We start from the raw sequence: 15,663 nt of genomic DNA on the forward strand, positions 1-15,663 counted from the left end.
TTCAAGCGTCATTGGGCCGCTCCGAAGCGCCGCATTGTCCCACCGGGGCAGGCGGCGCGGATTGTTTTCGGGCGGCAGCGAATGCGACCGCCCCGTTCCATCTCTGTCAAGGAGCGTGCCATGAAGGCGCTGACCAAGACGACCCAGTCGGCAAACGCCGCGACGGTCGAAAAGAAATGGGTGCTGATCGACGCCGACGGTCTCGTCGTGGGCCGCGTTGCTTCGATCATCGCCAATATCCTGCGCGGCAAGCACAAGCCGTCGTTCACCCCGCACGTCGATTGCGGTGACAATGTCATCGTCATCAACGCCGACAAGGTGGCGTTCACCGGCAAGAAGATGGCCGACAAGCGCTATTACAAGCACACCGGCTATGCCGGCGGCATCAAGGAAACCAGCCCCGCGAAGATTCTCGAAGGCCGTTTCCCCGAGCGCGTGCTCGAAAAGGCCGTCGAACGCATGATTCCGCGCGGCCCGCTTGGCCGCCAGCAGATGCGCAACCTGCGCATCTTTGCTGGAGCTGAACATCCGCATGAAGGGCAGAGCCCCGAAGTGATCGACGTCGCGTCGATGAACCGCAAGAACAAGGTGGGTGCATAATGGCTGACGAACAGACCATGACCGATCTCAAGGATCTCGCCGGCGCCGTCGAAGGTACCGAAGCAACGATCGCGGCACCGTCCGCACCGCTGCGCGAAAAAATCGTCGACAAGCAGGGCCGCGCTTATGCAACCGGCCGCCGCAAGGACGCCGTCGCCCGCGTGTGGCTCAAGCCCGGAACGGGCAAGATCACCGTCAACGGCCGCGACCAGGAAGTCTATTTCGCGCGTCCGACGCTGCGCCTCGTCATCAACCAGCCCTTCGGTCTGACCGACCGCGCCGGCCAGTATGACATCGTCGCAACCGTCAAGGGTGGTGGCCTGTCGGGTCAGGCTGGCGCCGTGCTGCACGGCATCGCGCAGGCGCTGACCCGCTTTGAACCCGCGCTGCGCGGCACGGTGAAGTCGGCTGGCTTCCTGACCCGCGACAGCCGCGCGGTCGAGCGCAAGAAGTACGGCAAGGCAAAGGCCCGCCGCAGCTTCCAGTTCTCGAAGCGCTAAACGACTTTTTCCACCGACGGGTGGGAAAGAGGAGGGCGGTCCGGAAACGGGCCGCCCTTTTTGCTGAATGCAGCGCAAAGCGGACTTGGACCTTCCGCCCCGAATCGCCTAGCGTGGCGAAAGGGGGGAACAGGCGATGCTCAGAATATTGAAGATATTGCTCGTTATCGCGGTGGCAACCTGGGGCCTGCTCGGCGCTTTTGGCAATTTCCATGATTGGCAGGGAACGAAGGGCGCCGTCGCAGCGACGCTGTCGATGACGACGTTCGAAGGCGGCAGCGACGATTGGCGCGCGACGGCAAGTCCGGCGTTGGTCCTTGCGGGGGCGCTCGCTATTCCGGCGCTAAAGCTTGTGACGGCATTGCTTTGCCTCGCGGGCGCGTGGCGGATGTGGGCGGTGCGTGGCGGCGACGCGGCCACGTTCGACGCCGCCAAGACGCTCGCGCTGGCGGGGTGCGGGGTCGCGGTGCTGATGCTCTTTGCCGGCTGGATCGTGATCGCCGAAACATGGTTCGAACTTTGGCGATCCGAAGCCATGCGCGAGGCGGCGCTCGACGCCGCGCTGCGCTATGGCGCGTTCATCGGCATCATCGCGCTGTTCGTGGGCGCGCGCGAGCCCTGATCAGACGAACGGGTCATAGGCCCATTGCAGCAGCGCCTGCCGTTGGCGCGGGCGGCAGTGAATGTCGCCCGGGTCGCAATTGGCGCGAACCTGCCCCGCATGGCGGGCGAAACCGCGCCAGCGCTTGATCTGGATCGCGTCGATGTCGGGCAGGCGGCGCCCCATATAATAGCGGCAATACCATTGGAACCAGCCACGCGGGTCGGGGCCGTAGATCCATCCTTTTTCGCGCCAAACGGAGAGTGGCTGGCGCGATTTGACGCCGAAATAGTTGAGGTCGGGATCGGGCTTGTCGGCTACCCTGGCGTTCTCGAACCAGTCGGCGGGAAATTCGTCCCGACAATCGTTGCAATATTTTCCCTCGAAGACCCCCATTTCCAGCATCTCCCCGGGCGTGAAATGCGGCGTAAATGCGGGGTCGAAATCCTCGCCCTCGGGGGCAGTGAGGTCGTAGCTATAACCCGACTGCATCCTGTCGTTGACGTGGATTGTGCGGCGGCTCGTCATGGACCGGTTCCTTTCACCTGGGCGTGGCCGCGTCAATGGACGGGCGGGTCGACGGGCGGAACGGCGCCAACGGGAGCGACCGGCTCGCCCGGCCGACGCGGGGGGAGCGCGTCGGGCGGGATGGCGTCGATCTGCATGTGGCGCGTCGGGAGTTCCGGCAGGCTGCGCACGGTAACACGCACCGCTCCGTCCGCGATTTCGAGGTCGTTGAAGCTGGGCGGGGTCGAGCGGATACGCTGCGACAAGGTGCCCGCGCCGATCATCCGGACCGGCCCGGCGGGTGTCTGCTTCACCAGATCGAAGGCGTCGTGGACATGGCCGGTGAGCACGCCCGCGACGCCGCGCTCGGCGAGCGCGCACAGCGCCCGTTCGCCGCCGCGTGTGAGCGCGCGCCCGCGCGTTCCTGCTTCGACGAGCGGATGATGGCCCGCGACGAGGACCGTCGTGCCGGGCGGCAGCGCATCGATAGCGGCGAGTGTCGTGTCGAGCGCGCGCCGGGTCACCCGACCCTTCGACCAGTCGAGCCGCCATTGCGCGCGCGCCGTCGTCTTGAGCGGAACGACCGCCAGCCCCGGAAAGTCGAGCTCGCGGTCGATCAGCCGCTTGATCCGGGCGATACGGCGATAGGGAAAGAAGAAGCGCTCGATCGGGTTGAAATAGGGCAGGTCGTGGTTTCCGACCTCAACCGTAACCGGGAGGTCGAGCGTCTCGATCCAGTCGCACGCCGCGGCGAATTCGCGGGTGCGCGCGCGCATCGTCAGGTCGCCGGTGATCAGCACGCCGTCGGGGCACTCGGCGCGCACCAATTGGGTAAACCAGGCGAGTGCGATGCGGTCTTCGAGCCCGAAATGGAGGTCGCTGATGTGGAAGAGGCGGATCATGGCAAAGGCATCGTCAGGAGCATCGCCATCGGCGCGGGCTCGATCCTAAAGGTTACGCTCGCCGCGCCGTCGGCATGTTCGCCGTCCATCAGCAGGCCGAGCGGGGCGTCGGAGCTGATCGTGACCGTGGGGCGCGCGGTCAGCCGTTCGCGCGGCCCGTCGCGAAAATCGCCGCCGACCCACGCGATTGCGTGGCGCAGGAGCAATGTGGGGCTGTCGGCATAGAGGCCGTCGACGACGATGCCGTCGCGCGAGGGTGTCATGCTGATCGCCTGGAATTCGCGTGCATCGCCCGCGAGCCGCACCGGGTCGCCGGCAAGGCTTTCCTCGAGTGCCTCGGGGACAAGCGCGGCGGCGCTGGCCAGTTCGCGCTGGCGGACGTGCTCGCGCACCTCGGCCCAGACGGTCGTCGGCCCCGCGAGCATATTGACCATCGCGCGACCGGCGGCGCAGGCGACGGTCGGCGGGACGTCGCGATGCGCGCGCCCGGAAAGAACATCGGCGAGGATGGCTTCCAGTTCGCGCTCGCCATGAAGCTGTTTGGCGAGGAGGTTGAGCGTCCCGCCGGGAAGGGCCAGCAGCGTGCCGTCCCAGCCGGCGAGCGCCGCGACGCTTGCATTGATCGTGCCGTCGCCGCCCCAGACCACCGCGAGGTCGACGCCATCGGCGACAAGGCGCGCCGGGTCGGGCAGTTTCTGGTCGGGAAGGCAATAGTCGGCGACGAGCGGCGTCCCCGCCGCGGCAAATTGTTCGGCGATCCAGTCGCGGCGCGCGGAATCGAAGCTGCCGCTCTGGCTGTTGCAGACGAGCGCAGGGCGGCGGGCGGGTGGAGTCATGCCTTTCCTACGCACGACACGCGAAAAGGTGGCGCTTGTGGCGCTGCGCGACGCACGGTAGGGCCGCGGACGGACCGATGTTGCGCGGTCCGGCGAAGGGCGGACGAATGACGGACGCGGGGCGCAAGGGTCGGCGGTTGATCAAATATTTGTTTATATTGCTGATCCTGCTGCTCCTGTTCGGTGGCGGCGCAAAGCTTATCGTTGCGGGCGGCGCGAAATCACTCGACCTTGCCGACAAGCTGCTCGGCGGCGGAGGCGGCGCAAAACTGCTCCTCGCGGGGCAGCCCTATGGCCGCGGCGCGCGCCAGACGCTCGACATCTGGGTTCCCGAGGATGCGCGCGAGGGCAACCGGCTGCCGGTGGTCGTCTTCTTCTATGGTGGCGGCTGGAACAGCGGCGAGCGCGCCAGCTACGGCTTCGCCGGTCGCGCACTCGCGCGGCAAGGTTTCGTCACCGTCATCCCCGACTATCGCCTCGTCCCGCGCGCCTATTGGCCCGATTATATCGAGGACAGCGCGGCGGCGGTCGCATGGACGCGCGAACATGTCGGAAAGCTTGGCGGCGATCCCGACCGGATCGCGCTGATGGGACATTCGGCGGGCGCCTATAATGCTGCGATGCTCGCGCTTGACCCGCAATGGCTGCGCGCGGCGGGGACCGACCCGGCGGTGATCCGCGGCGTCGCGGGGCTGGCCGGGCCTTATGATTTCACCCCGCTCGAAAAGGGCGGCCGCGCCGACAAGGCGATGGGCAAGATCCGCCCGATCGAAAAGACCCAGCCTGTTTCCTTTGCGCGTGGCGATGCGCCGCCGATGTGGCTCGCGACGGGCGACGCCGACGATATCGTGCGCCCGCGCAACAGCCAGAATCTCGCCGCCGCAATCGAGCGCGCGGGCGGCGCCGCGACGTTGCGCGTCTATCCGGGGCTTGGTCACACGGGTATCGTCATGGCTCTCGCCGCGCCCTTTGGTGGCAAGGCGCCGGTACTGGACGAAGCGGGCGATTTCCTGCGTGGCGTTACCGGACGGCGGATCGCGCCGGTGGAGGCGTCGCCGCAATGACCGCGCCGATCCCGGCAATCGTGATGGCAGGGAGCCGCCCCGGCCCCGACCCCCTGCTCGACGGCAGCGGCGTCGCGACCAAGGCACTGCTGCCGATCGCGGGCGAAGCGATGCTCGTTCACGTCGTGCGCGCGCTGCGCGCGTCGCCGCGCGTCGGCGCGATCACCGTTCTCGCGCAGAACAGCCGCGCGCTTGCCGCCGATCCGGCGCTTGCCGCTTTCGAAGACGTGCGGTTCGCCGACTCAGGGCAGGGGATCAGCGCGTCGCTCGCCGCTGCGCTCCCCGACGATGACGCGCCGGTGTTGGTGACGACCGCCGACAATGTGCTGCTCACTCCCGCAATGATTGGCGAGTTTCTCGATGGGGCCGAGGACAGCGACGTGGCGGTTGCGATGGTCGAACGCACGGTGCTGCTCGCGCGCTATCCCGAATCAAGGCGCACGTGGCTCAAGTTCCGCGGCGGCTGGTGGTCGGGGGCGAATCTATTTCGCTTGCGCGGTCGCCGCGCACGGCCGCTGCTCGATTTCTGGGGGCGGATCGAGCGCGATCGCAAGAAGGGGCTCAGGATCATCGCGGCCTTCGGCCCCGCGCTGCTGATCGGCGTGCTGCTGCGGCTGCTGACGATCCATCAGGGCGTCGCGCGCGCGGGTCGCCGTTTCGGGGTCAAGGCGCGGATCGTGCCGATGTCGGCGGCGGAGGCATGTATCGACGCCGACAAGCCCGAAGATATTGTGCTGATCGAGCGGATCATGGCCGGGCGAGGCTTTTAAGCTTGCGTGCGCCTGCGGGGGCGGGTGCCCATCGCCGGTCGGTGCCACCTTGGCCGGGCAGGAGATGGCGCCCCGCCTTCGCGGGGACTCACGAAATTCAAGGTTGGGCAGCTAGTGCCTGATCGACCGCCGCCTTTGCCAGCGCCAGTTCCTCCGCATATGGCATGGTCGCGTCGAGATCGACGATGGGGGCGCCGCCCATCGTCAGCAGCGGCACCGTTTCGACCTTGCGCGCGATCAGCGCGCGGACATGATCAGGCTTGCGGGCCATCACCGTGTCGACGTCGATGTGCAGGCGAATGACGAGCGTCGGCATATAGGCCGCCATCTCGGCATAAAGCGCGCGCTCCTCTGCCTGCATCGCCGCGAGGCGCGGTGTCATGGCGCGGCCCGCGAGGATCGGGCCGTCGTGCAGGCCGGGCACTTCGATCTGCGGGTAGCGGTCGGTGACGATGGTGATGCCCGCGCGGCGCCGCGCGAGAAGCTGTTCGAACTTCGCGCGGCGCTTCTTCGATTTGCGCAGCGCGTAGCGCGCGGCGAGCCAGCCGGGGATCGGCGCGTCGGGATCGCGCAGCCGGTCGGCGATGCCGTCGAGGAAGCGGTGGAGCGGCGGGCCGATCAGCGGCCAGCGGCCGATGCGGCGGCCCTGCTCGCCCGAACCGAGGCCGAGATAGCCGCTCTCCGCGGGCCGCGACTTCTGGATATGCGCGAGGAGGTCGGCCGACAGCGTCGATTTGCCCGACCCGTCGCTGCCGATCACGGCGATGAGGGGAGCGAGATCGCTCCCCATTTGGTCAGCTCAATTCCTTGAAGAAGCCGATCATCTTGAGTCCGCCGATGATGAAGCGAACGACGACGAGCGCGGCAAAGGCATAAACCCAGTTCCACTGCGCCGAGGTCAGCGCGTCGAAATTGAAGTCCATCCGCGCCATCCACGTCAGGAAGACGGTCGTCGCGAGCAGGAACAGCTTGTTCTGCTCGCGCCAGATCATCCGCTTCCACCAGAAGGGATATTTGGGCTTCACCCAGCCCGACAGGCGCGGGAGCAGCGCGGGGACGTCCTTTGCCCATTCGGCATGTGCGGCGCCGAACTTTTCGCGCAGGAACTCTTCTTCGTAAATCGAGATGCGCTCATAGATCAGGATCGCGAGCAGGAAGACGATTGCGCCGAACACCCAGCTTCCCGACAGCATCGCAAGGCCGGTGAAGTTCAGGATGCGCCCGACATAGAGCGGGTTGCGCACGAGGCTGTAGGGGCCGGTGGTGTTGAGCTCGCTCGCCTCGGCGGCGACCTTGGCGCGCCCCGAGGTGCCGAGCGCGGCCCAACCACTGGTGAAAACGCGGACGATCGCGCCCGCGCTCGCAACGCCGAGCGACAGCCAGAACCAGGCGCAGTCGCCGGTCGCCGTGTTGAACGGCCCCCAGTCTTTGCTGCACCACGCGATCAGCGTCGAGATTGCGATCGTGATGTAGATATAGGTGCCGCGAATGAAGAAAAGGCGCTTGCCGCTACGGGCGAGTTCTTGCTGATACATCGGGTTCCGCCTGTTGGCCGCAGGAGCGGCGAATGAAGTGGCGTCTCCTCTAGCAAAGTTTGCGGCCAAAATAAGACCCTCTGTCTTGTCGTCATCCCGGCGAAGGCCGCGATCTGGCCGGTGCATTGCAAGCGGAGGTCGAGATCGCGGCCTTCGCGGGGATGACGGATCAGGAGATCAGTCTGAGTTTCCGCCCGGTCTTGCCCAGCGATGCACGATCGGCTTCGGGCAGCGCGAAGCGGAGCGACGACCAGATTGCCGCGACCGCGACCAGCACGATCAGCGGCAGCGCTACCGGGTCAGGCAGGCGGCTGATGAACAGCGCGAGCAGTCCCGCCGCCAGCGTGATCAGCATTCCGCGCAGCGCGACCAGCGGGAACTGCCGGTCGAAGGGGTGAAGCCGCTCGCTGATTGCGAGCTGCGCCATCGGGATGCCTGCCATCACGACGAGCCCGATCGACATGGCGAGCGTCACGCCGGTCAGTGCGTCCATTTGACCGACGATCAACCACCCAGCGCCGACCGCGACGGCGACGCCGAACAGGCTGGCGGTGAGCTGGTGGCGAAAGGCGGCGACGACCTGGAGCACCGGAAGCGAAATGCCGAGCACCGCTTCCGCCGCGCGCGCGAAGAAGAGGATGACGACTGCAGCGCGCGCGACCTGCGCCTGATCGCCGAACAGGCTGAGCAGCGACGCGCTCCCCGCTGCGAGCACCGCCGCGAGCGGCAGCGCGATCGCCGCGATAAGCCGCGTCGCATAGGCATAGATTTCGGCAACCTGCGCGCGGTCGGCGCGCTCGGCGCTCGCGGCGAGCGGAGCGATGACATAGACGAAGGCAACGCGGACGAGCTGGACGACGCTCGAGAGCTTGCGCGCGATGGTGAAGAGGCCGGCCGCCGCTGCGCCCGCCGCGCCGGGGAGCAGCAGGTTGAGGATCAGCGCCGGCGCATCGCCGAACAGCCGCGCGATCACGTTCGACGGCAGGATCGACAGCCCGGCCCAGAAGGTGTTGCGCTCGACATCGCTGCCGCGCCCGCCGCGCCACAAGAGCGCGAAATCATAATGACGCCGCAGCAGCCGAACGCAGAGGAGCGCGGTGATCGCGAGCGAGCACAGATGTGCGACGAAAAGCCCCTTGAGCCCCAGCCCGCCCGCGAAAAAGGCGCCGGCGAACACCAGCCGCATGATCTGCTCCCAGACGATACGCAGGCGGATTTCGGCGCCGAACACCATCCGCGCACGCATCGCCGAGGTCGCGATCTCGACAAAGGCCCACAAGGGCAGCGCCCAGACGAACAACTGTATCGCGGGAACGACGAGCGGGCGGTCGCGCTCGGCGACGTTGAGCAGCGGCGCAAGGTCGGACGCGAACCAGGCAATGAGCGCCGCGACGACAAGGCATGGGCCGACCCCAAAGAGCATGGCGGTGCGCAGCGCCCCCGCCGCCTCGGCGTCGCTCGCCGACTGCGGGACGGTCCGCTGCATGGCGCTCGTCATGCCGAGGTCGAAGATATTCTCGATGAGGTTGATCGTCGCCCAGAGCACCGCATAGAGGCCGTAGCCCGCGAGCCCGAACATCAGCACATAAAGCGGCTGCGCGACAATCTCGACCACCGCACCGAGCCGCGCGAGCACGGTCGTGCCGAGCCCTTTGGCGACATGGCGGCTGGTGACGGCGGGTTGGGCGGGATCGGCGGTCATTCCATGCGCCCGTAGCCGCATATTTCGGAATTTACACCCCTCCCCTTCAGGGGAGGGCAGCGAGACTTGGCGGCTTGCCGTCTGGTCGCGGCGGGCGGGCCTTCGGAACCTTTGCGCCAGGCCGCTGGCCCCACCCCGACCCCTCCGCTGAAGGGAAGGGGCTTTTCATTAGCTCGCCACACCCCCTTGCCCCCGCCGCGCAACGGGTCTAGTCCGACCGCCGACTGCACAAGGGAGCCCGATATGGCCGAATTTCGCCTGCCCAAGAACAGCCGCGTCCAAAAGGGCGGCACGGTCCACAAGGCCGAGGGGGCGACCAACGTCAAAAAGTTCAAAGTCTATCGCTACGACCCCGACAAGGGCGCGAATCCGCGCTTCGACACGTTCGAGATCGACACCGAAAAGTGCGGGCCGATGGTGCTCGATGCGCTCATCAAGATGAAGAGCGAACAGGACGCGTCGCTGACCTTCCGCCGCTCGTGCCGCGAGGGCATTTGCGGCAGCTGCTCGATGAACATGAACGGCAAGAACGGCCTCGCCTGCACGACCGCGATCGAGGATTTGAAGGGCGACATCACGATCACCCCGCTGCCGCACATGGAAGTCATCAAGGACCTCGTCCCCGACTTCACCCATTTCTATGCGCAATATGCGTCGATCGAACCCTGGCTGAAGACCAAGACGACGACCCCCAGCGGCAAGGAAAGGCTGCAGAGCCCCGCCGAGCGCGAGAAGCTCGACGGGCTTTACGAGTGCATCCTGTGCGCATGCTGCTCGACGAGCTGCCCGAGCTATTGGTGGAACAGCGACAAGTTCCTCGGCCCTGCGATCCTGCTGCAGGCCTATCGCTGGCTTGCGGACAGCCGCGACGAAATGACGGGTGAGCGGCTCGACGAGCTCGAGGACCCGTTCCGACTCTATCGCTGCCACACGATCATGAACTGCGCCAATGCGTGCCCCAAGGGGCTCAACCCCGCGCGCGCGATTGCCGAGATCAAGAAGCTCGAGGCCGAGCGGCAGGTGTGAACGACGGCATTGAAGAACCCAAGCGGCGCGAGAATTTCACCGCCGAGGAGTTGCCCGACGGTTGGGTCAGCTGGAACCTGAAAGACCCGAGCCGCTTCAATGGCTTCATCGAGCCGCTGTCGGTGCGCGTCGAAGATCCGACTCCCGACGGTCGTCCGCGCGCGCGGGTGCGGATGGTGCCCGAGCGCAAACACAGCAATCTCGGCGACAATGTCCACGGCGCGGTGACGCTCGCGCTTGTCGACATCGCGCTCTTCGCGGCGTCGCATCAGTTCGGCTCGCTCGACGCGGGCCATTCGGTGACGCTCGACCTGTCGACGCAATTCGTCGGCGCGGGGCGGATCGGCGAGCCGATGGACGCGGTGGTCGAGCTGGTGCGCGAGACGGGGCGGCTGATCTTCCTGCGCGGGCTGGTCGTGCAGGGCGCGGGTGACGCGCATATCGTGCTGAGCTTTGCGGGGACGATCCGCAAGGCGACCAAGCGTTGACGACCATCCTCGCGCATTATGATGCGTTGATTGCTGCGGGCGAGCTGCGGCCCGACCCTGAGCAACGCGCGGCGGCCGAGCGGCTCGACGCGCTCCAGCGCGAGCTCGAAGCCGTGCCGCCGCGCGGCAGCTTGCTCTGGCGGATTACCGGGCGCAAGCCCGACGCACCGCGCGGCGTCTATTTGTGGGGTGCGGTCGGGCGCGGCAAGTCGATGCTGATGGACCTGTTCTACGACGCGCTCCACATCCAGCGAAAGCGCCGCGTCCATTTCCACGCCTTCATGCTCGACGTCCATGCGCGGATGCGCGAGGTGCGCAAGAGCGAGAGCGGCGACCCGATCCCGCTCGTGGCTGCGGCGCTCGCCGAAAATGTCCGCTGCCTCGCGTTCGACGAGATGGTGGTGAACAACAGCGCCGACGCGATGATCCTCTCGCGGCTGTTCACCGCGCTGGTCGACCGCGGCGTCACCGTCGTCGCGACGTCGAACCGCCCGCCGCAGGACCTCTACAAGGACGGGCTCAATCGCGAGCATTTCCTGCCCTTTATCGCGCTGATCGAGCAGAGGCTCGATATCCTCGGACTCAACGGCCCGACCGACTATCGTCGCGACCGGCTTGGCGGTGGCGCGCGCTGGTTCGTTCCCGCCGACGATGCGGCGAGCGCGGCGCTGTCGGCCGCCTTTTTCCGCCTCACCGACTATCCGCCCGAGGACCGCGCGCATGTGCCTTCGCTCGATCTCGACGTCGGCGGCGGGCGGACGCTGCACGTCCCGAAGGCGCTGAAGGGCGTTGCGGTCTTTTCGTTCAAGCGGCTTTGCGGCGCGGCGCGCGGCGCGGCGGATTATCTGGCGGTCGCGCAGCAATTTCACACGGTAATCATCGTCGGCATTCCCAGGATGGGGCCGGAGAACCGCAACGAGGCGGCGCGCTTCGTGACGCTGGTCGACGCGCTTTACGAATATAAGGTCAAGCTGCTCGCGAGCGCGGCGGCCGAGCCCGATGCGCTCTATGTTGCGGGCGACGGCGCGTTCGAGTTCGAACGGACGGCGAGCCGCCTCGCCGAAATGCAGTCCGACGCCTATCTGGCGCTAGGCCACGGCCAGGATGACGCCGCTTAGAATCTTGCCCCAGCGCGACGAATTGACCGCGACGGAGATGAGGTCGCGGACGTAGCGGACTTCGTGCGCGAGGTGGCCCGCCGCCTGCTCGACGATACGGCGCGCGGTGCGCAGCGGCTTTGGACGCGCGAGCCGGATGCGGCGCGGCTGCGACGGCGGGGTGGGCAGATCGGCATAGCCGCCGCTGGTGATGCGCGGGTCGTCGGCGACGGCGCGGCACAGCGCCTCCATCCGTGCGATCGCGAGGCGGTTCGGAACGGCGCGGTCGCGGCTGAGCAACTCGAAGCTGTGGCTGAATGCCGAAAACTGGATCGCGCCGCTCGCCGCCGCATGGTCGAGCGCGTCGCGCATTTCCTCTTCGGACATCGCGCAAAGCTGTGCGGGGCGAAAGCGGTTGCTGCGGTCGAGCAGTCCGCTGACGGGCACTTCGCAGATGCCCTGATGGTGGCGCATCCCGATATTGCCGGGGTCGAGCGAAATGTCGCAGCCCTGGCCGCGCCACGCGCCGTTGAAGCTGCTGTCGAAGCGGAAGCCGAGCGCCGCGACCGCGCGTAGCGTGTCGTCATTGGCGCCGAAATTTCCTGCACGGAATGTGATCGGGCGCGGTGCCCCGGCGCCGATCAATATGTCGCGGGAAAGGGCGATCAGCTTCTTTTGCGCGGTAAAGGGGAAGTCGCCGATGTTGCGCCCGTTAAGCCGCCCGACCGGGTTGAAGCGCGCGAATTCCAGCCATTCGGTGTGAATATGGAGCTGCACCTCGTGCCCGCGGGCGACGATCGGCGCGACGATTTCGTCGACGATCGCGGGGCCATAGACAAGCGCGGGCATCGGGTCGACGAACCAGACGCCGGTCAGGCCATGGCGTTCGAGCATGTCCATCTGGAAATGGATGCCGAAATCGCCGTCGCGACAACGGCCGAGGATAGAGCTTTCGAAATTGGCGCGCGCGTCGGCACCCCGCTGAAAGAGGGCGGCCGACAATTCGGTGTCAAAGCTGATGATCGCGCGCGTCACGCTTTCCACGATAACAGGGCAGGGATAAGTGAGGGTTAATCGGCGTCTGCGCAAATCTACGCTCGGCCCGTGGGATTCAGAAACGCAACGTCATGTCGATCCCGGCGCTTTTCGTGTCGCCCCACGGAACGATCTGCACGCGCGCGTTCGCCTTGCGCGTGATGAGATGCCCCGTCGCGGTGCCGATCGCGGCGCCGACGAGCACATCGCCGACGCGGTGCTTGCGCGCCTCGACACGCGACAGGCCGACGAAGGAGGCGACGACATAGGCGGGAAGCCCCGCCTCCCAGCCGTAGCGGTTGTGGAGCGTCGCTGCGGCGGCGAAGCTCGTCGATGTATGCCCCGACGGGAAACTGCGGTCGTCGCTGCCGTCAGGTCGCCGCGAAGGAAAGATTTCCTTGAGGCCCTGCGTGACGAGGATCGTGCCGCCGATGCTGCCGCCCGCCTGCAGCGCGCCGTCCCAATCCTCCTGCACCGCCGGAACCGCGAAGGCCGCGACGACGAGCGCGTTCTTGGCGATTGTGCCCGCGTCGTCCCAACCTTTCTCGCTCGCCGCAGCGGGAGCGGCAAGGCCGAGCGCGAACAGGGTCGCGACTGCGCTGCAACGCTTTAGGAGCATATGCGTATCCCCGTCAGGATTTGAGTCCGGCGCGGTCAGGCTAGGCCGATTGCGTCGCGGCGCAAAGCAAATGCGACAATAATATTTCAACGCGCGCACTCGATCCGCAACGCAGCCGCTTGTTGCGGCTTAATGTTATTGCGAACTATTTGCAGAAAAACCCGGAAAAACGTGCTTTTGGCGGTTGTTTCCTTAACGGAATCGGCGTAGTGGCGTCGCCAGTCTTTGGGACCGGTTCGGGGCTTTAGCCCGTGCTCCCGTCGGTCTGTGAACCACATTGCCGGGCTTGCCAGGAAGGGAGTGCCGCGCGCCATGGGACGCAAGAAGATCGCTTTGATCGGAGCCGGGAATATCGGCGGAACACTGGCGCTGCTCGCCGCGCAGAAGGAGCTCGGCGACGTCGTGCTGTTCGACGTGGTCGAAGGCGTGCCGCAGGGCAAGGCGCTCGACCTGTCGCAGGTCGGCCCGATCGCGGGCTTCGACGCGAAAATCACCGGTTCGAACGATTACAAGGACATCGCCGGCGCCGACGTCATCATCGTCACCGCCGGCGTCGCGCGCAAGCCCGGGATGAGCCGCGACGACCTGCTCGGCATCAACCTGAATGTCATGAAGGCGGTCGGCGAAGGCATCAAGGCCAACGCCCCCGACGCCTTCGTCATCTGCATCACCAATCCGCTCGACGCGATGGTCTGGGCGCTGCGCGAGTTTTCGGGCCTGCCGCACAACAAGGTCGTCGGCATGGCGGGCGTGCTCGATTCGGCGCGCTTCAGCCACTTCATCGCCGACGAATTCGACGTGTCGGTGAAGGATGTGAATACCTTCGTCCTCGGCGGTCACGGCGACACGATGGTCCCCGTCGTCCGCTACTCGACCGTCAACGGCATCCCCGTTCCCGACCTCGTCAAGATGGGCCTGTCGAGCCAGGACAAGATCGACGCGATCGTCAAGCGCACGCGCGGCGGCGGCGGCGAGATCGTCGCGCTGCTCGGCACCGGCTCGGCTTTCTACGCCCCCGCGGCATCGGGCATCGCGATGGCCGAAGCGTACCTCGGCGACCAGAAGCGCATCCTGCCCTGTGCGGCCTATGTCGATGGCCAGTATGGCGTTGATGGCCTCTATGTCGGCGTGCCGGTGATGATCGGCGCGGGCGGCGTCGAGAAGATCGTCGAAATCGAACTCGACGACGCCGACAAGGCGGGCCTGCAGGTCTCGGTCGACGCGGTCAAGGAACTGCTGGAAGCCTGCAAGAATCTGGACCCCAGCCTCGCTTAACTAGCTTGTGCCCCTGCGCAGGCAGGGGCCCATCACCTGCGCTCGAAGGTAGGGGCAAGCGGGTGGCCGATAAATCTGGAGATGGGCCCCTGCCTTTGCAGGGGCACGAGAAACGGAACGAAATCTATGAGCATCCTCATCGACAAGAATACCAAGGTCATCACGCAAGGGATGACCGGTGCCACCGGCACCTTCCACACCGAACAGGCGCTCGCCTATGGCACGCAAATGGTCGGAGGCGTGACGCCGGGCAAGGGCGGGACAACGCACATCGGCCTGCCGATGTTCGATACCGTTGCCGAGGCCAAGTCGGTGACCGGCGCGACCGCGAGCTGCATCTATGTGCCGCCGCCGTTCGCCGCCGACTCGATCCTCGAGGCGATCGACGCCGAGGTCGAACTGATCGTGTGCATCACCGAAGGCATTCCGGTGCTCGACATGGTCAAGGTGAAGCGCGCGCTGTCGGGATCGAAGTCGCGGCTGATCGGCCCGAACTGCCCCGGCGTGCTGACCCCCGACGAATGCAAGATCGGCATCATGCCGGGCAGCATCTTTTCGAAGGGCAGCGTCGGCGTCGTGTCGCGCTCGGGCACGCTGACCTATGAAGCGGTGTTCCAGACGACCAATGCGGGCCTTGGCCAGACCACCGCGGTCGGCATCGGCGGCGACCCGGTCAACGGCACCAACTTCATCGACGTGCTCGAACTCTTCCTCGCCGATGACGCCACGAAGAGCATCATCATGATTGGCGAAATCGGCGGAGATGCCGAAGAACAGGCAGCGCAGTTCCTGATCGACGAAGCCAAGCGCGGCCGCAAGAAACCGATGGTCGGCTTCATCGCAGGCCGCACCGCGCCTCCGGGCCGCCGCATGGGCCACGCCGGCGCGATCGTGTCGGGCGGCAAGGGCGACGCCGAAAGCAAGATCGCCGCGATGGAAGCTGCGGGCATCAAGGTGTCGGCAAGCCCGTCCGAACTAGGCACGACGCTCGCCGACCTGCTCAAGGAACGCGTGTGATTTAAGCGCCCGCCGGCAACGGTCGTAGCTGGCGGGCGCTTGCTCAACTCCTCCCCGGAGCCATTTCTCCCGAGAGAATGGATTAGAAA

General features: G+C 66.4%; 18 protein-coding genes. 10 read left to right on the forward strand and 8 right to left on the reverse strand.

Translation table 11 applies throughout. The annotated features are described in order from the left end of the window. Nucleotides 1-120: 120 nt before the first annotated feature. The 3 genes from rplM (at nt 121) to JI743_RS13865 (ending at nt 1,722) form a co-directional block, all read left to right on the forward strand. Nucleotides 121-600: a 50S ribosomal protein L13 gene (gene rplM, locus JI743_RS13855; RefSeq protein ID WP_201928930.1), complete on the forward strand. Its 480-nt coding sequence runs from the start codon at nt 121-123 to the stop codon at nt 598-600. After that, nucleotides 600-1,100 carry a 30S ribosomal protein S9 gene (rpsI, locus tag JI743_RS13860; protein WP_201928931.1) on the forward strand — a complete coding sequence of 167 codons (501 nt, stop codon included), beginning with the start codon at nt 600-602 and terminating at the stop codon, nt 1,098-1,100. The genes rplM and rpsI overlap by 1 nt, the downstream gene beginning before the upstream one ends. Nucleotides 1,101-1,236: 136 nt before the next feature. After that, nucleotides 1,237-1,722, forward strand: coding sequence for a DUF2165 domain-containing protein (locus JI743_RS13865; protein WP_201928932.1), 486 nt, complete (start codon nt 1,237-1,239; stop codon nt 1,720-1,722). On the opposite strand, the gene JI743_RS13870 is transcribed toward JI743_RS13865, so the two are convergent. Genes JI743_RS13870 through JI743_RS13880 form a run of 3 tightly spaced genes read right to left on the reverse strand, consistent with a single transcriptional unit; the run spans nt 1,723 to nt 3,946 of the window. Further along, entirely contained in the window at nt 1,723-2,229 is a 507-nt protein-coding gene (locus JI743_RS13870) for a hypothetical protein (RefSeq protein ID WP_201928933.1), read from the reverse strand. It abuts the gene before it with no gap. A gap of 32 nt (nt 2,230-2,261) precedes the next feature. Further along, nucleotides 2,262-3,110, reverse strand: a complete 849-nt coding sequence (locus tag JI743_RS13875; protein WP_201928934.1) for a metallophosphoesterase family protein — start codon at nt 3,108-3,110, stop codon at nt 2,262-2,264. Next, nucleotides 3,107-3,946: a diacylglycerol/lipid kinase family protein gene (locus JI743_RS13880; protein ID WP_201928935.1), complete on the reverse strand. Its 840-nt coding sequence runs from the start codon at nt 3,944-3,946 to the stop codon at nt 3,107-3,109. Before JI743_RS13880 ends, JI743_RS13875 begins: the two co-directional genes overlap by 4 nt. A 107-nt stretch (nt 3,947-4,053) precedes the next feature. Here JI743_RS13880 and JI743_RS13885 point away from each other — a divergent pair, with 107 nt between their 5' ends. Then, complete coding sequence (locus tag JI743_RS13885; RefSeq protein ID WP_201928936.1) at nt 4,054-5,010, forward strand: alpha/beta hydrolase; 957 nt, start codon at nt 4,054-4,056, stop codon at nt 5,008-5,010. After that, nucleotides 5,007-5,780 (forward strand): nucleotidyltransferase family protein, encoded by a 774-nt coding sequence (locus JI743_RS13890; RefSeq protein WP_201928937.1) that lies wholly within the window; start codon nt 5,007-5,009, stop codon nt 5,778-5,780. The genes JI743_RS13885 and JI743_RS13890 overlap by 4 nt, the downstream gene beginning before the upstream one ends. Before the next feature lie 97 nt (nt 5,781-5,877). On the opposite strand, the gene JI743_RS13895 is transcribed toward JI743_RS13890, so the two are convergent. The 3 genes from JI743_RS13895 to JI743_RS13905 form a co-directional block, all read right to left on the reverse strand. After that, complete coding sequence (locus tag JI743_RS13895) at nt 5,878-6,570, reverse strand: nucleoside/nucleotide kinase family protein (protein ID WP_201928938.1); 693 nt, start codon at nt 6,568-6,570, stop codon at nt 5,878-5,880. A gap of 4 nt (nt 6,571-6,574) precedes the next feature. Continuing rightward, nucleotides 6,575-7,315, reverse strand: a complete 741-nt coding sequence (locus tag JI743_RS13900) for a methyltransferase family protein (protein WP_201928939.1) — start codon at nt 7,313-7,315, stop codon at nt 6,575-6,577. A gap of 169 nt (nt 7,316-7,484) precedes the next feature. Beyond that, nucleotides 7,485-9,017 (reverse strand): lipopolysaccharide biosynthesis protein, encoded by a 1,533-nt coding sequence (locus JI743_RS13905; protein ID WP_201928940.1) that lies wholly within the window; start codon nt 9,015-9,017, stop codon nt 7,485-7,487. A 243-nt stretch (nt 9,018-9,260) separates the two neighbouring features. Here JI743_RS13905 and JI743_RS13910 point away from each other — a divergent pair, with 243 nt between their 5' ends. Genes JI743_RS13910 through zapE form a run of 3 tightly spaced genes read left to right on the forward strand, consistent with a single transcriptional unit; the run spans nt 9,261 to nt 11,649 of the window. After that, nucleotides 9,261-10,043, forward strand: a complete 783-nt coding sequence (locus JI743_RS13910) for a succinate dehydrogenase iron-sulfur subunit (RefSeq protein ID WP_201928941.1) — start codon at nt 9,261-9,263, stop codon at nt 10,041-10,043. After that, nucleotides 10,040-10,531 (forward strand): PaaI family thioesterase, encoded by a 492-nt coding sequence (locus JI743_RS13915; protein WP_201928942.1) that lies wholly within the window; start codon nt 10,040-10,042, stop codon nt 10,529-10,531. Before JI743_RS13910 ends, JI743_RS13915 begins: the two co-directional genes overlap by 4 nt. Then, a complete protein-coding gene (gene zapE, locus JI743_RS13920; RefSeq protein ID WP_201928943.1) occupies nt 10,528-11,649 on the forward strand; it encodes a cell division protein ZapE in 1,122 nt (373 codons plus the stop codon). The genes JI743_RS13915 and zapE overlap by 4 nt, the downstream gene beginning before the upstream one ends. Here the strand turns inward: zapE and JI743_RS13925 are convergent. Continuing rightward, entirely contained in the window at nt 11,620-12,663 is a 1,044-nt protein-coding gene (locus JI743_RS13925; protein WP_201928944.1) for a polysaccharide deacetylase family protein, read from the reverse strand. The genes zapE and JI743_RS13925 overlap by 30 nt on opposite strands. A 76-nt stretch (nt 12,664-12,739) precedes the next feature. After that, the gene (locus tag JI743_RS13930; protein WP_201928945.1) at nt 12,740-13,282 is read right to left on the reverse strand and encodes a phosphatase PAP2 family protein; all 543 of its coding nucleotides are present in this window, start codon (nt 13,280-13,282) and stop codon (nt 12,740-12,742) included. Between the two features lie 312 nt (nt 13,283-13,594). On the opposite strand from JI743_RS13930, the gene mdh reads away from it, so the two are divergent. Together mdh and sucD are read left to right on the forward strand one after the other, a co-directional pair. After that, nucleotides 13,595-14,557 (forward strand): malate dehydrogenase, encoded by a 963-nt coding sequence (gene mdh, locus JI743_RS13935; RefSeq protein WP_201928946.1) that lies wholly within the window; start codon nt 13,595-13,597, stop codon nt 14,555-14,557. A gap of 126 nt (nt 14,558-14,683) precedes the next feature. Further along, on the forward strand, nt 14,684-15,574 hold the full coding sequence (gene sucD, locus JI743_RS13940) for a succinate--CoA ligase subunit alpha (RefSeq protein WP_201928947.1): 891 nt from the start codon (nt 14,684-14,686) through the stop codon (nt 15,572-15,574). Nucleotides 15,575-15,663 lie beyond the last annotated feature (89 nt).

The sequence above is a fragment of the Sphingopyxis jiangsuensis genome, assembly GCF_016734905.1.
In the GTDB taxonomy this organism is placed as follows: domain Bacteria; phylum Pseudomonadota; class Alphaproteobacteria; order Sphingomonadales; family Sphingomonadaceae; genus Sphingopyxis; species Sphingopyxis jiangsuensis.